This window comes from Massilia sp. BHUDP2 (genome assembly GCF_046236355.1).
GTDB classification, from domain to species: domain Bacteria; phylum Pseudomonadota; class Gammaproteobacteria; order Burkholderiales; family Burkholderiaceae_D; genus Telluria; species Telluria varians.
This window is the reverse complement of record NZ_JBJUVW010000003.1, coordinates 319,798-335,524: the sequence shown is the minus strand read 5'-3', so window position 1 is coordinate 335,524 and position 15,727 is coordinate 319,798. Positions and strand designations below refer to the sequence as shown.

General features: G+C 65.5%; 11 protein-coding genes. 9 read left to right on the top strand and 2 right to left on the bottom strand.

Annotated features, from left to right (window positions below; genetic code table 11):
• The first annotated feature begins 156 nt into the window (after window positions 1–156).
• From ACK6C6_RS18215 to ACK6C6_RS18190, 6 genes are all read left to right on the top strand, one after another.
• The gene (locus ACK6C6_RS18215) at window positions 157–885 is read left to right on the top strand and encodes a response regulator (RefSeq protein ID WP_036208920.1); all 729 of its coding nucleotides are present in this window, start codon (window positions 157–159) and stop codon (window positions 883–885) included.
• Window positions 882–2,243 carry an ATP-binding protein gene (locus ACK6C6_RS18210; protein WP_209589103.1) on the top strand — a complete coding sequence of 454 codons (1,362 nt, stop codon included), beginning with the start codon at window positions 882–884 and terminating at the stop codon, window positions 2,241–2,243. The genes ACK6C6_RS18215 and ACK6C6_RS18210 overlap by 4 nt, the downstream gene beginning before the upstream one ends.
• A gap of 150 nt (window positions 2,244–2,393) precedes the next feature.
• Window positions 2,394–3,590: an efflux RND transporter periplasmic adaptor subunit gene (locus ACK6C6_RS18205; RefSeq protein WP_209589104.1), complete on the top strand. Its 1,197-nt coding sequence runs from the start codon at window positions 2,394–2,396 to the stop codon at window positions 3,588–3,590.
• On the top strand, window positions 3,587–6,679 hold the full coding sequence (locus tag ACK6C6_RS18200) for an efflux RND transporter permease subunit (protein ID WP_209589105.1): 3,093 nt from the start codon (window positions 3,587–3,589) through the stop codon (window positions 6,677–6,679). The genes ACK6C6_RS18205 and ACK6C6_RS18200 overlap by 4 nt, the downstream gene beginning before the upstream one ends.
• Window positions 6,680–6,869: 190 nt before the next feature.
• Window positions 6,870–7,781 carry a hypothetical protein gene (locus ACK6C6_RS18195; RefSeq protein ID WP_409268618.1) on the top strand — a complete coding sequence of 304 codons (912 nt, stop codon included), beginning with the start codon at window positions 6,870–6,872 and terminating at the stop codon, window positions 7,779–7,781.
• 216 nt (window positions 7,782–7,997) lie between these two features.
• Window positions 7,998–9,692 carry a tyrosinase family protein gene (locus ACK6C6_RS18190; RefSeq protein ID WP_409268617.1) on the top strand — a complete coding sequence of 565 codons (1,695 nt, stop codon included), beginning with the start codon at window positions 7,998–8,000 and terminating at the stop codon, window positions 9,690–9,692.
• 76 nt (window positions 9,693–9,768) lie between these two features.
• Here ACK6C6_RS18190 and hemB read toward each other — a convergent pair whose 3' ends face one another.
• Together hemB and yihA are read right to left on the bottom strand one after the other, a co-directional pair.
• The gene (hemB, locus tag ACK6C6_RS18185; protein ID WP_409268615.1) at window positions 9,769–10,776 is read right to left on the bottom strand and encodes a porphobilinogen synthase; all 1,008 of its coding nucleotides are present in this window, start codon (window positions 10,774–10,776) and stop codon (window positions 9,769–9,771) included.
• 33 nt (window positions 10,777–10,809) lie between these two features.
• Window positions 10,810–11,520, bottom strand: coding sequence for a ribosome biogenesis GTP-binding protein YihA/YsxC (yihA, locus tag ACK6C6_RS18180; RefSeq protein ID WP_409268614.1), 711 nt, complete (start codon window positions 11,518–11,520; stop codon window positions 10,810–10,812).
• 161 nt (window positions 11,521–11,681) lie between these two features.
• On the opposite strand from yihA, the gene ACK6C6_RS18175 reads away from it, so the two are divergent.
• The 3 genes from ACK6C6_RS18175 (at window position 11,682) to ccsB (ending at window position 15,724) form a co-directional block, all read left to right on the top strand.
• A complete protein-coding gene (locus tag ACK6C6_RS18175) occupies window positions 11,682–12,341 on the top strand; it encodes a cytochrome c (protein WP_209589114.1) in 660 nt (219 codons plus the stop codon).
• Between the two features lie 110 nt (window positions 12,342–12,451).
• Window positions 12,452–14,542 (top strand): cytochrome c biogenesis protein ResB, encoded by a 2,091-nt coding sequence (locus tag ACK6C6_RS18170; protein WP_409268612.1) that lies wholly within the window; start codon window positions 12,452–12,454, stop codon window positions 14,540–14,542.
• A 21-nt stretch (window positions 14,543–14,563) separates the two neighbouring features.
• Window positions 14,564–15,724, top strand: a complete 1,161-nt coding sequence (gene ccsB / locus ACK6C6_RS18165; RefSeq protein ID WP_409268610.1) for a c-type cytochrome biogenesis protein CcsB — start codon at window positions 14,564–14,566, stop codon at window positions 15,722–15,724.
• Window positions 15,725–15,727: the final 3 nt, after the last annotated feature.

Below are 15,727 nucleotides of genomic sequence, written 5' to 3'. Positions count from 1 at the left end.
ACTGCTCGCTGCACGGTTCCCATCATGGCCAACAAGTGTAACCGTGGGATTTCCCCTGTCCGATACTTTGTATCAATATGTTTCGCGCTCATCGGCATATACAAGCCGATACAAAAACGGTGTCCAAGCTTGGCTTAGATGCGGATAATTGAGGCTATGGATAATCCCTCTACGATTTTGATTGTTGACGACGACCGCGACATCCGCACCCTGCTCGCCGACTACCTGGAATCGAACGGCTACCGCACCATTTCGGCAGCCGACGGCACCGGTATGTGGAAGGCGCTCGACGACGCGCGCCCCGACCTGATCGTGCTCGACCTGAACATGCCGGGCGACGACGGCCTGACCCTGTGCCGCAAGCTGCGCGCCACCTCCAGCCTGCCGGTCATCATGCTGACCGCCCGCAACGAGCCGCTCGACCGCATCCTCGGCCTCGAGATGGGCGCCGACGACTACCTGCCGAAACCCTTCGAGCCGCGCGAGCTGCTGGCCCGCATCCGCAGCGTGCTGCGCCGTTCGCACGCGATGCCCTCGAATGCCCCGTCCGAGAACGTGCAGCAGATGCGCTTCTCCGGCTGGACCCTGGACCTGACCGCGCGCCACCTGGTCAATCCGCAGGGTGTGGTCATCATGCTGTCGGGCGCCGAGTTCCGCCTGCTGCGCGTGTTCCTGGAGCACCCCAATCGCGTGCTCAACCGCGACCAGCTGCTCAACCTGACCCAGGGCCGCGACGCCGACCCCTTCGACCGCTCGATCGACATCCAGATCAGCCGCCTGCGCCAGAAGCTGGGCGAGGATGCGCGCATGCCACAGATCATCAAGACCGTGCGTAACGGCGGTTACGTGCTGGCCGGGCAGGTGACCGTGGAGCCGCCTGCGTGAAAGCCTTCTTCGGATCGATGACCGGACGCGTGTTCATCACGCTCCTGCTCGGTATCCTGATTTCCGCGGCACTGACCCAGCTGGCAGCCGACCTCGAGCGCCAGCGCGTCATCGAACAGCAGCGCGACCAGCACCTGCTCGAACGCGCCGAACAACTGGTGATGGCGACCGAAATCGTGCCGGCCTCGGCACGCTCGGTCTACCTGTCGGTGGCGAACCGCCCGGGCCTGCGCCTGGAAGTCGGCAATCTCCAGCCGCTGGCGGCGTCGCAGAGCTGGTTCGCGCGCTCGCTGGCGGCGCGCCTGGGCGACGGCTACGGCATCAGCTCGGCGGCCAACCGGCCGGCTTCGTGCGACATGCCGCACCAGCAGGCCGTGCTCTACGGCCTGATCCGCACCCAGTGGCATGGCGCCTGCGAAACCCTGAACGTGCGCCTGCGCGACGGCGAAGAACTGCGCCTGTCGGTGCTGCCGCCGCGCTCGGCCTTCACCGGTCCCGAAACCGATTACCGCACCACCATCGGCCTGTTCCTGTTCAGCATCGCCGCGCTTGCCTACGTGGTGGCGCGCATGACCACCCGCCCGCTGAAGGTGCTGGCGCGGGCCGCTCAGGACCTGGGCCACGACATCAACCGCCCGCCGCTCTCCTTGAGCGGCGCCAGCGAGATCCGCCAGGCCAGCGCCGCCTTCAACGCCATGCAGGCGCGGATCCGCCAGTACATCTTCCAGCGTACCCAGATGCTGGCGGCGATCACGCATGACCTGCAGACGCCGCTGACGCGCATGCGCCTGCGCCTCGAAAAGGTGCAGAACGCGGAACTGCAGGAACGCCTGATCGGCGACCTGTCGGCCATGCAGGCCATGGTGCGCGAAGGCCTGGTGCTGGCGCGCAGCATGGACACCACCGAGAACATGCAGATGCTGGACCTCGACTCGCTGCTGGAAGCGGTGTGCGCCGACGCCGTCGACGCCGGACAGCAGGTGACGCTGAAGGGGCAGGCCGGCATGGCCCTGCTGGGCCGGCCGCTGGACCTGCGCCGCTGCCTCGGCAACCTGATCGACAACGCGGTGAAGTACGGCCGCGACGTGCGCGTCTGCGTGGACCGCATCAACGGCGCGGCGCGCATCCGCATCCGCGACAGCGGCCCCGGCATCCCGGCGGGCGAGCTGGGCCGGGTGTTCGATCCGTTCTACCGCGTCGAAACCTCGCGTTCGCGCGAGTCGGGCGGCACCGGCCTGGGCCTGACCATCGCCCGCAACATCGCCGAACAGCATGGCGGCAGCATCGCGCTGGCCAACCATCCGGAAGGCGGCCTGGAAGTGACCCTGGTACTGCCGGAGTATTACCCGAACAAATAAGGGACAAAACCAGCGCAAGGTTGTGATTACAACATGGCGGATACACAATCCTGAAACAAGAGCGTGCGAGAATGCAGCACCGCGACTTTTTTTTGCACGCGCGCATAACACAAGAGAAAGAGCCGCAGGGACTGGCGGCAAGGGACGAACATGAAAAAGAAGAATGCGGGATTCATCGTGGGTGTCGTGGCGCTGGCCGTCGCCGGCGCCTGGTACCTGAACAAGGGTGACGGCGCCCACGCCGACAACGGCCAGGGCGGCAAGGGCCCGGGCGCCAGGGGCGGCATGCCGCCGACCACCGTGAACGTGGTGGCGCCGCAGCGCCAGGACGTCGGCGTGGAACTGTCCGCGAACGGCACCGTGACCCCGGTGCGCACCGTCGACCTGCACCCGCAGACTACCGCCACCATCCGCCAGGTCCACATCCGCGAAGGCCAGTTCGTCAAGGAAGGCCAGGTCATGTTCTCGCTCGACGACCGCGCCGACCGCGCCAACGTCGCCCGCGCCGAGGCGCAAGTGGCGCAGAACCGCGCCACCCTGGCCGACCTGGAGCGCCAGTACAAGCGCAGCCAGGAACTCGCCGCCCAGAATTTCCTGTCCCAGAGCGCGGTCGACTCCCTGAAGAGCCAAGTCGAGGCAGCACGTGCGCTGGTGCAAAGCAATGCCGCGGCGGCCCGTGCCAGCCAGGTCAGCGCCAGCTACACCACCATCCGCGCCCCGATGTCGGGCCGCGTCGGCGCCATCGACATCCATCCGGGCGCCCTGGTGCAGCCGTCCACGTCTCTGACGACCATCACCCAGCTCGATCCGATCGACGTCTCCTTCAACATGCCCGAGTCAAGCCTCGGCGCGCTGCTGGCGGCCCAGCGCGCCGGCAAGGTGGCGGTGCAGGCCAGCACCGGTCCCGAGGGCAAGCCGGTCACCGGCGAGCTGAAGTTCGTGGACAACGCGGTCGACCCGGCCGCCGGCACCATCCGCGTGAAGGCCCAGTTCGCCAACCCGGACTCGATGCTGTGGCCGGGCCAGTACGTGACCACCCGCGTCACCACGCAGACCATCCGCGACGCCGTCGTGATCCCGCAGAACGCCATCATCACCAGCACCCAGGGCACCTTCGTGTACGTGGTGGGCGAGGGTAACGAGGCGAAACAGGTCAAGGTGGCGCGCCTGCACGGCTTCGGCGAGTATGCTGCCGTGACTGGCCTGACCGGCAACGAGAAGGTCATCACCGAAGGCAAGCAGAACCTGCGTCCGGGCGGCAAGGTGCGTCCGGCTGGCGCCAAGTCCCAGGATGCAGCCGCGTCGAACGCAGCGATGCCGGCCGCACAGAAGGGTGACAAGGCATGAACCTGTCCGAACTGTGTATCCGCCGTCCCGTGATGGTGGTGCTGATGTCGATCAGCCTGGTGCTGGTCGGCGTCCTGGCCTACATGCACATCCCGGTCGCGGCGCTGCCGAGCTATAACACGCCGGTCATCAACGTCAACGCCAACCTGCCGGGCGCCAGCCCGGAGAACATGGCCTCGTCGGTCGCGCTGCCGCTGGAAAAGCAGTTCGCGACCATCGCCGGCATCAAGATGATCAGCTCGACGAACACGCAGGGCAACACCTCGCTGACGCTCGAGTTCGACGAATCGATCGACGTCAACGAAGCCGCCGTCGACGTGCAGGCCGCGCTGCTGCAGGTCCAGCGCCAGTTGCCGCAGGAGATGACCGACCTGCCGTCCTACCGCAAGATCAACCCGGCCGATTCCCCGATCCTGTTCATGCACATGACTTCGCCGTCCATGGACTTGTCGGAGCTGAACGATTACGCGGAGAACCTGGTCTCGCCGGCGATCTCGACCCTGCCCGGCATCGCCCAGGTGACGGTCAACGGCGGCAAGCGCTTCGCGGTGCGGGTACGCGCCCAGCATGACCTGATGAGCGCCCGCAATATCTCGATGTCGGAACTGGCCACCGCGCTGCGTTCGGCCAACTCGATCACCCCGCTCGGCATCCTGGACGGCCCGACCCAGACCCTGACCATCCAGGGCGGCGGCCAGCTGATGCGCGCCGCCGACTTCGCCGGCCTGATCGTCGCCACCCGCGACGGCCTGCCGGTGCGCCTGCGCGACATCGCCCAGGTCGAGGACAGCTACCAGTCGGTCAAGGCTACCGGCAGCCTGAACGGCGAACGCTCGATCGTGCTGATGGTGCAGCGCCAGCCCAACGCCAACACCGTGCAGGTGGTCGACTCGGTGCGCGCGCTGATGCCGCGTTTCGAAACCCAGCTGCCGCAGTCGATCAAGATTCACCTGGTCAACGACCGCTCGGACTCGATCCGTGAGGCGATCCACGACGTCAACCTGACCCTGGCCGGCACCGTGGTGCTGGTCATCCTGGTGATCTTCCTGTTCCTGCACCGCCTGACCGCGACCTTCATCCCGGCCGTCACCGTGCCGATCTCGCTGCTGGGAGCGCTGTCCCTGCTGTACGCCTTCGGCTACAGCCTCGACAACATCTCGCTGCTCGGCATCACGCTGGCGGTCGGCCTGGTGGTCGACGACGCTATCGTGGTGCTGGAAAACATCGTGCGCCACATGGAGATGGGCAAGAAGCCGATGCAGGCGGCCCTGATCGGCTCGCGCGAGATGGGCTTCACCATCATCTCGATCTCGATCTCGCTGGTGGCGGTGTTCATCCCGATCTTCTTCATGCCGGGCGTGATCGGCCTGCTGTTCCGCGAGTTCGCCGTGATCGTCGGTCTCGCCGTGCTGGTCTCGGCCGTGGTCTCGCTGACCCTGGTGCCGATGCTGTGCTCGCGCCTGATCAAGCATGGCGGCCACGTCGATCCGAAAGAAATGTCCTGGGTCGGCCGCCGCTTCGAAGCGATGTTCACCAACGTGCGCGACGGCTATGCCCGCACCCTGGACATGGCGCTGCGCCACCGCTTCCTGGTGCTGATGCTGGCGCTCGGCACCTTCGTGCTGACCGCCGTGCTGTACATGACCATGCCGAAGGGCTTCTTCCCTGAAGAAGACATCGGCCAGCTGCGCGTGACCGTCGAGGCCTCGGAAGACACCTCCTCGGTGGCCCTGCAGAAGCTGCAGGCCCAGGTGGTGGACATCGTGCGCGCCAACCCGCACGTGAAGGACGTGACCTCGTTCACCGGCGGCGGCAATACCGGCCGCATGTTCCTGGTGCTCAAACCCCGCAGCGAACGCCCGCCGATGTCGGAAGTGGTCGACGCCCTGCGCAAGGCCACCCGCCAGGTCGCCGGCGTGCAGGTATTCATGTCGCCGGTGCAGAACCTGCAGCTGGGCGGACGCCAGTCCAAGAGCCGCTACCAGTACACGCTGCAGAGCGTGTCGGGCGGCGAGATCGGCGGCTGGGCCGAGCAGTTCCTCGAGCGCATGCGCGCCGACCAGCGCTTCCGCGACGTCACCAGCGACTCGCAGAACAAGGCGCTGCAGGCCACCATCGACATCGACCGCGACAAGGCCGCGCTACTGGGCGTGGAGATGGCCGACATCCGCACGGTGCTGTACGCTTCTTTTGGTGAACGCCAGGTCTCGACCATCTACTCGACCGCGGCCAGCTACTACGTGATCCTGGAGGCGGCGGCCGCCGACCGCTACTACGACGAAGCGCTGTCGCGCGTTTCGGTGCGTTCCAAGAACGGCGACCTGGTCAAGCTGTCCAGCTTCGCCACCGTCAAGCGCACGGTCGGCCCGCTGGCGGTCAACCACCAGGGCCAGCTGCAGGCGATCACGCTGTCCTTCAACCTGGCCCCGGGCGTGCCGCTGGGCGACGCCACCGCCGCCATCGAGCAGATGGGCCGCGACATGAAGCTGCCGGCCTCGATCATCACCAATTACGGCGGTGACGCAGCCGTGTTCAAGGACACCCAGTCGAGCCAGCTGATCCTGATCATCACCGCCATCGGCGTGATCTACGTGCTGCTGGGCGTGCTGTACGAGAGCTACATCCACCCGATCACCATCCTGGCCGGCCTGCCGTCCGCGGCGGTGGGGGCCTTGCTGACGCTATGGATGTTCGATATGGACCTGACCCTGATCGCCATGATCGGTATCCTGATGCTGATCGGTATCGTGAAGAAGAACGCGATCATGATGATCGACTTCGCCCTCGACGCCCAGCGCAACGGCGGCATGAAGCCGCAGGAGGCGATCCGCGAGGCCTGCATCCTGCGCTTCCGTCCGATCCTGATGACCACGCTGGCCGCGATGATGGGCGCGCTGCCGATCGCGCTGGGCATCGGCGCCGGCGCCGAGCTGCGCCAGCCGCTGGGCCTGGCCGTGGTCGGCGGCCTGATCTTCTCGCAGGTGATCACGCTCTACATCACCCCGGTGATCTACCTCTACCTCGACAAGTACAGCGGCACCGGTCCGATGACGGACCGCCAGCTGGCCAAGCTGGAAGCTGCACACTGATGGCGAGCGGCAGGCGGAGCGATCCGCCTGCCGGTTTCCGGCGGTCTGAAACATCTCGTAACATCCTTCAAGGGATTCCCAGGGAAGTTGTGTTGCTCTTTAAGTACTTCCAAAGTGCGCGGGCGGCGCAAAACGGTTAGACTGCGGCTCTCGCAGTATTGATAGACGCCGATCAGGAACCCGTTCGACCTTGCGTGACCATTCCCACATCTACGACGAGCACAGCGACGTGTGCACGCACTGCGGCCAGCCCTTGCCGATGCAGGGCCGGCCCGTGCTCACGTATGGCCGCCAGGGACCGAACCGTCCGGCGCTGGTCGGCACGATCCTGCTGCACGTCCTGCTGGTCGTGATCTGGCTGTTCCAGCCCGACAAGGACGCGAAACAGGCCAAGCCGGCCTCCGGCGACGAGGGCAAGGTGGTCTACGTCGCACCGATGCAACAAAAAGAGGCGGAGGCGCCGCGCCAACAGGCTCCCAAGCCTTTGCCCATGCCGTCCATTCCGGTGCCGAAGCAGGAGCGCATCGAGATCGCGCGCCTGCCGGACACGATCACGACCCCGCCGGAAGAGCCTGTTAAAGAAACCAAACCGCCGCAGAAGTTCGACGAGCAGAAGCCCGTCGACATGCAGGACTTCATCAACGCCAAGCGCCGCCAGCGCGGCGCCGCGACCGGCAGCGAGCAGCCGTCGGCCGAGGAAAGCGAATCGGCCAAGGGTATGCGCAATGCGCTGGCCAATATCGCCGCCATCAATGGCCGCGGCCGCGAAGATCGCAACGAGAGCGGCGGCGTGTTCTCGGTGTCGAACAAGACCTTCCACAGCATGGACCTGAAGTTCCGCGGCTGGAACCCGAACTTCCAGCGCCGCTGGCTGACGCAGGTGACGGTCGAGCAGGGCAGCGAGCCCGACATCGAGATCGCCGTGGTCAAGAAGATGATCGAGCTGATCCGCCGCGAAAAGACCGGGGACTTCGAGTGGGATTCGCACCGTCTCGGACGCATCGTCAAGCTGAGCGCGCGCCCGCAGGATACCGACCAGCTGATGACCTTCCTGTTCAAGGAAATGTTCCCGGAATACAAGCCGCCACCGCAGTGGCGTTGAACCCGGGCGGGGACATGCGTATCCCGCCCTTCTTGCCTGCACGTGGGAAACTGTCTCGATCCCGCGCAATCCCTTACTGATGAGCTTGTTCTTGCCCATACGCTCCCCTCGGTGGACCGTTTAGGCTGAGGTCATGCCTGTCCGATCCGGACACGCATCGATTTGCCTGGACAAATTAAGTCCAGACATTGTTCTTCACATCGACGGAGAGCACTTATGACCGACAAGCACCACGAGGTATTCAAGCAGTCGCGCCGCGCAGTCCTGAAGACGGCCGGCCTCGGCCTTTGCGCCGGCATGCTGCCGTTCGGCATGGCCCTGGCAGACGACAAGCAGCGTCGCTACCGCCGCTACAATGCGACCGGCAAGCATGGCAAGCGTATGCTCAAGAGCTATGCCAAGGCCGTGCGCGCCATGCTGGCGCTGCCGCCCGAGGACCCGCGCAACTGGTATCGCCAGGCCATCGTCCACACGATGGACTGCCCGCACGGCAACTGGTGGTTCCTGCCGTGGCACCGCGCCTACCTCGGCTGGTTCGAACAGATTTGCCGCGAGCTGAGCGGCGACCCGCATTTCGCCCTGCCGTACTGGGACTGGACCGTGGACCAGCAGGTGCCCGACGACATGTTCGACGACGTGCTCGATCCCAACCACCCGGCCTACCTGGCCGGCCGCCAGGATTTCGAGCGCATGATCACGGGCGTGATCGCGGGCGCCGGCTACTGGTCGCTGCCCGGCAGCGGCTTCGATGGGCGCAGCCAGCTCGGCCAGCTGCTGTCGCGCCGCATCCGTTTCGAGCCGGACCTGCTGTTCGACATGGTGACGGATCCACGCGGCGGCATGTTCTTCGACCAGCCGGGCGCGCGCGGCATCCGGCGCGAGCAGCCGGGCTTCTCGCTGGCCACGGCGGATGCCGTTTCGCCCGCCACCATCCAGGCGGCGCTGGCGGCGCCCGACTTCATCGCCTTCGGCAGCGCCAAGACATCGAACCACCACACCAGCGCCGGTTTCGGCATCCTGGAAGCCCGCCCGCACAATTCGATCCACCGCTGCGTCGGTTCGCGCGACTGCAATTTCGTCGAGGCGCGCGGTTTCATGACCGACATGCTGTCGCCGGTCGACCCGATTTTCTTCCTGCACCACGGCAACATGGACCGCCTGTGGGACGTGTGGACGCGCAAGCAGATGCAGCTCGGCCTGCCTTTCCTGCCGGCCGGCCACGAGCTGCGCACCGACCTGCCGGACGAGCAGAAATCCGCGGCGGAACGGGCCAGCGACTACTACCGCTGGGCACGCGATCCGCTGCTGTTCTTCGTCAATGCCAAGGGCCAGCCCGTGAGCCAGACCCGGGCCGGGGACTATGCCTGGATGACGCCCTTCGGCTACGACTACGAGCCCGGCTCCGGAGAGGATCTGATTCCCAGGTATGCCGTCGCCAGCCAGAACGGCAGGCGCGCGCGCGTCGTCGGCAGCGCGCAGCGGCGCGAGGTGTCCGAAGCGGCACCGGCCAGCGCGGTGGCGCACCTGCCCGGCGCGACGATCGAGGCGGCGCGGACGGCCGGGCAAGTACTGGTGGCGAACGTCACCCTGAACTTCCCGCAGATGTCGCACGACGCCTTCATGGTGATCCTGAACGGACCGGACGACCTGTCGCACGTGGACGCGTCCAGCCCCCACTACCTGGCCACCATCATGATGTTCGGCCACCGCGGCGCCCACGGCGCGTTGACCTACAGCCTGCCGCTGAGCGAGAAGCTGCGCCAGTTGCCGCCGGCGGACGGCAAGATCCGGCTGCGCGTCGTGCCGATGTGCGGGCCGGATTGCCACGAGCAGGGGCACGACCATCAGCACCACGACAAGGTCCATGGCGACGCGGTGGAGCTGGTGGCGGTGAGCATCGAAGCCTACTGAGCGGGCAGAGGCGCCAGGCAATAAAAAACCGCGCCCGGTTCACACGCGGCGCGGTTTCTTCGTGACAGGGGCTTGCTCAGCCCTTGAGCTTGCGCGCCACGTCCAGCGCAAAATAGGTCAGCACGCCGTCGGCGCCGGCGCGCTTGAAGGCCATCATCGATTCCATCATGACCTTGTCATGGTCCAGCCAGCCGTTCTGGGCCGCCGCCTTCAGCATCGCGTACTCGCCGCTGACCTGGTAGGCAAAGGTCGGCACCTTGAACTCGTCCTTCACGCGGCGCACCACGTCGAGGTAGGGCATGCCCGGCTTGACCATCACCATGTCGGCGCCTTCGGCCAGGTCGAGCGCCACTTCGCGCAGCGCTTCGTCGCTGTTGCCCGGATCCATCTGGTAGGTGTTCTTGTCCGCCTTGCCCAGGTTGGCGCTTGATCCGACCGCGTCGCGGAACGGGCCGTAGAAGCTCGATGCATACTTGGCCGAGTAGGCCATGATGCGGGTGTGGATGTGGCCGTTCTGTTCGAGCGCACCGCGAATTGCTCCGATCCTGCCGTCCATCATGTCCGAGGGCGCCACCACGTCCACGCCGGCCTCGGCCTGCGCCAGCGACTGGCGGATCAGCATCTCGATAGTCTTCTCGTTGACGATGTAGCCGTTCTCGTCCGGCAGGCCGTCCTGGCCGTGGGTGGTGTAGGGATCGAGGGCGACGTCGGTCATGATGCCCAGTTCCGGGAAGCGGCGCTTCAGCTCGCGCACGGCGCGCGGCACCAGGCCTTCCGGATTGGTCGCCTCGACGCCGTCATAGGTCTTGAGCGAGGCATCGACCACCGGGAACAGCGCCAGCATCGGGATGCCCAGCGCCACGCATTCCTCGGCCACCGTCAAGAGCAGGTCCACCGACACCCGCTCCACGCCCGGCATCGAGGCCACCTGCTGGCGCTGGTTCTCGCCCTCGAGGATGAAGACCGGGTAGATCAGGTCGGAGGCGGTGACGACGTTTTCGCGCATCAGGGCGCGCGAGAACGGGTCGCGGCGCATGCGGCGCATGCGGGCAGCAGGATAGGTGGCGGGAGTGATGATGGTCATGTCAGTTCCAAGGTTGTCCCGGTGGGGCCGGGATTATTCCGAATCCGAATCTTCGTCAGCGTCGTCCAGGTCCGCGTCCTCGCGATCGAGTCCCAGCAGCTCGAGGATCTTGGCGTCCGCCTCCTCGATGCCGATGCGCTTGAGCGCCGAGAACAGCTGTACCGTGAAGGGGAAGCCTTCGCCGTCTTCGTCGACGTAGCTGTCGAGGATCTTCTGCGCCTGGCGCAGGGCGTTGGTCTTTTCGTTCTGGTTGAGCTTGTCGGCCTTGGTCAGGATGCAGTGGATCGGCTTGCCGGTCGGGGCGAACCATTCCAGCATCTGCACGTCGAGGTCGGTGAAGGGGCGGCGCGAGTCCATGATGAGCACCAGCGCGGCCAATTGCTCGCGGCGCTGGACGTAGTCGCCCAGCAGCTTCTGCCAGTGCAGCTTGGCCGTGCCCGACACTTCGGCATAGCCGTAGCCCGGCAGGTCGACCAGCAGGGCGCGGATCTCTTCGACGATGGTCGGGTCCTTGCGGTGCTGGGCCACGTGGGCGCCGCCGATCGAGAAGTAATTGATGTGCTGGGTGCGGCCAGGGGTCTTCGAGGCGAACGCCAGGCCCTTCTGGTTGGTGAGGATGTTGATCGCCGTGGATTTGCCCGCGTTCGAGCGCCCGGCGAAGGCGATTTCGGGCACATGGGTGCCGGGAAGGTCGCGCAACTGGTTAACGGTCGTGAAGAACCGGGCCTGCCAAAGTTTGGACATAAGGGGAAGGTTTAAATGACAACGAAATGGCGATAGGGAAACAAAGCTATTGTACAATAAGGGGTTGAACCATGCTCCGCCCCGGGGGAGCGCCAGTAAGGCCGCTGCACTGTTTCACTGTAAATTCCAAAATCTGTTTTTGACTTTTTCAGGGTGCTTGTATGAATCGTTTGACGTTTCCGCTTTTGAAGTCCTTGTTGGTTGCAAGCCTGGTCCTGTGCGGTAGTGCCTCTGCGGCGCCGCAAACCGCCGTCGCCAAGGCCGACCCGGCCAAGGGCGGAACCCTCTACGATGCGGGCGATGCCGCGCGCGGCCTGCCGGCCTGCATGTCCTGCCACGGCGCCGCCGGCAACTCGACCATCGTCGCCAACCCCAAGCTGGCCGGCCAGATCGACGCCTATACCCACAAGCAGCTGGTCGATTTCACCACCCCGAACCGCCAGAACCCGGTCATGACGACCTACGCCAAGATGCTGACCGAGGATGAGAAGCGCAACATCGCTGCCTACCTCGCCACCCAGAAGGCCAAGCCGGGCGCCGCCAAGAACAAGGACACCGTCGAGCTGGGCCGCAAGATCTACCGCGGCGGCATCGCCGAGAAGGGCGTCGCCGCCTGCGCCAGCTGCCACGGCGCCACCGGCAGCGGCATTCCGGCCCAGTACCCGCGCCTGTCGGGCCAGCACCAAGACTACACCTATGCCCAGCTGGACGCCTTCAAGACCGGCACCCGCAAGAACAGTGTCCAGATGACCACGCTGGCACAGCGCATGTCGCCGGAAGAAATGAAGGCGGTGTCCGACTATATCGCGGGCCTGAAATAAGCAGCGCCAGGATATAAAAAAAGAAGGGGCGGCGGCGCTGAGCTGGCTGCCCTTTTTGCTGTATGCTCGGCAGGTTTGCCCGGTTTCCTGGGCGCTGTAGAAGATAGAACATGAGTACCACCGGAATTGAACTGAACACCCGCCGCCGCGGGTTCGCCGAAGCGGTCGAGCTGGTGTCGTCGATGCGCTTCGCCATCAGCCTGCTCACGATCGTCGCCATCGCCTCGGTCATCGGCACCGTCCTCAAGCAGAACGAGCCGATGCCGAACTACGTAAACCAGTTCGGCCCGTTCTGGTTCGAGGTGTTCGCCAAACTCGGCCTGTACAACGTGTACACGAGCTGGTGGTTCCTGCTGATCCTGGTCTTCCTGATCGTGTCCACCGCCCTGTGCGTGGTGCGCAATGCGCCGAAGATGGTGCGCGACATGCGCAGCTGGCGCGAGCACGTGCGCGAGGAATCGCTGCGCAACTTCCACCACAAGCTTGAGTGGACCGCGCCGGTGGCCCGCACCCTTCTTGCCGCCCAGACCGCCGAACGCCTGCGCCACGCCGGCTACGCGGTCAAGCTGGTCGAAAAGGATGGCGGCATGCTGGTGGCGGCGAAGAAGGGCGCCGGCAACAAGTTCGGCTACATCTTCGCGCACACCGCCATCATCGTGATCCTGCTGGGCGGCATGCTCGACTCGGAGATGCCGGTCAAGTTCCAGCAGTGGTTCTTCGGCAAGACGCCGTTCGGCGGCAGCGGCGTGATCGCCGACATCCCGGCCCAGCACCGCCTCGGCATTTCGAACCCGACCTTTCGCGGCAATACCCTGATCGCCGAAGGCCAGACCAGCGATACGGCCCTGCTGCCGCAGGCCTCCGGCGTGCTGGTGCAAGAACTGCCGTTCTCGATCAAGCTGGAGAAATTCCACATCGATTTCTACTCGACCGGCATGCCCAAGCTGTTCGCCAGCGACGTCACGGTGCGCGACCATGAAACCGGCAAGACCTTCCCGGCTTCCATCAGAGTCAACCACCCGCTGATCTACAAGGGCATCGCCGTCTACCAATCGAGCTTCGACGACGGCGGCAGCAAGCTCAAGCTCACCGGCTTCCCGATGAGCGGCACGGCCGACAAGGCCTTCCAGATCGAAGGCACGGTGGGCTCCAGCACCGAGCTCAAGCAGGGCGACGAGACCTGGTCGGTGGAATGGTCGGGCTTCCGTCCCTTCAACGTCGAGAACATCGCGGCCAACCAGGATGCCCGTGCGGTGGCGAAGAACACCTCCTTCAACGAGCAGCTCAGCGCCACGCTCGGCAAGGCCTCCGGCTCGGCGGCCAGGACCGACCATGCCAAGGACCTGAAGAACGTCGGCCCGAGCGTGCAGTACAAGCTGCGCGACAAGACCGGCCAGGCGCGCGAGTTCATGAACTACATGCAGCCGCTCACGCTCGACGGCGCCCAGGTCTACCTGGCCGGCGTGCGCAACAATCCGCAGGAAAACTTCAGCTTCCTGCGCATTCCGGCGGATGCCGACTACAGCGTGCGCACCTGGATGCGCCTGCGCGCGGCGCTGGCCGACGCTTCGCTGCGGCAGGATGCGGCCCGGCGCTACGCGGCGCGTGCGCTGGCGCCGGAACAGCAGGCGGGCCTGGGCGGCCAGCTGGAAGAGTCCGCGGCGCGTACGCTGGCCATCTTCGCCGGCGAGAACGGGGGGCGCGGCGGCTTCATCGGCGTGTCGCAGTTCCTGGAAAAGATTCCGCAGGCCGAGCAGGAAAAGGCGGCCAACATCTTCATGAAGATGCTCAACGGCGCCCTGTGGGAGCTGTGGCAGGCCGCCAACGCACGCGCCGGTCTGCCGGCCATCGAGGCGAGCGAGGCCAACGGTCGCTTCCTGCAGCTGGCCACCAATGCGCTGTCGGACAGCGTGTTCTACGGCGCCCCGGTCTACCTGCAGCTGGACGAGTTCACCGAAGTGAAAGCCTCGGTGCTGCAGCTGACCCGTTCGCCGGGCAAGAACATCGTCTACCTCGGCTGCCTGCTGCTGGTAGCGGGCGTGTTCGCAATGTTTTATATTCGTGAACGGCGCATGTGGGTGTGGGTGCGCGATACCGAGCATGGCGCGCATGCGCTGATGGCCATGAGCACCCAGCGCAAGACGCTCGACTTCGAGCGCGAATTCGACGATTTGAAAGTGAAACTGCCGCAGCCGGCCTGAGCCCGCGGCAAGGAGACCAAGATGGAACTGTCGCAAGCCGGCCAGCCCAAGGCCTATTCCCCGGAGCCGGGCTTCTTCCGCAGCCTGAACGCGATCGACTGGCTGTACGGCGCTGCTCTCCTGGTGGGGGCGCTGTTCGCGCTGAACCGCTACGCCCACCACATGGACATCTACGAGCAGGTGATCCTGGTGCTCACCGCGCCCACCTTCGCGCTGCTGGGCTGGTACTGGAAGCCGATGCGCTGGCTGCTGCCGCTGGTGGCGGTGCTGTCGCTGTGGGCGATTTCCATGTACGGCGGCGCCATCGATGCGGCGAACCAGAAATTCTTCCTGAAGTACATGCTGTCGAGCCAGTCCGCCATCCTGTGGATGAGCGCACTGTTCGTGTTCTCGACCGTGTTCTACTGGATCGGCCTGGCCGGCCGCTCGGAATTCGGCGGTTCGGTCGGCAGCAAGCTGTGCTGGGCCGGCGTAGTGCTCGGTTCGGTCGGCATGATGGTGCGCTGGTACGAGTCCTACCTGATGGGCCCCGACGTCGGCCACATCCCGGTATCGAACCTGTATGAAGTGTTCATCCTGTTCGCCATCATCACCGCGCTGTTCTACCTCTACTACGAAGGCCGCTACGCGACCCGCCAGCTGGGCCCCTTCGTGCTCCTGATCATCGCGGCCGCGGTGGCCTTCCTGCTGTGGTACACGGTGTCGCGCGACGCCGCCCAGATCCAGCCGCTGGTGCCGGCCCTGCAGAGCTGGTGGATGAAGATCCACGTGCCGGCCAACTTCATCGGCTACGGCACCTTCGCGCTGGCCGCGATGGTCGGCTGCGCCTACCTGCTCAAATCCCACGGCATCCTGGCCGACCGCCTGCCAAGCCTGGACGTGCTGGACGACGTGATGTACAAGTCGATCTCGGTCGGCTTCGCCTTCTTCACCGTCGCCACCATCCTCGGCGCCCTGTGGGCGGCCGAAGCCTGGGGCGGCTACTGGTCCTGGGACCCGAAGGAAACCTGGGCCCTGATCGTCTGGCTCAACTACGCGGCCTGGCTGCACATGCGCCTCATGTCGGGCCTGCGCGGCCGCGTGGCGGCCTGGTGGTCGGTGGTGGGCCTCCTGGTGACGACCTTCGCCTTCCTGGGCGTGAACATGTTCCTGTCGGGACTGCACTCCTACGGCGAGCTGTAATCC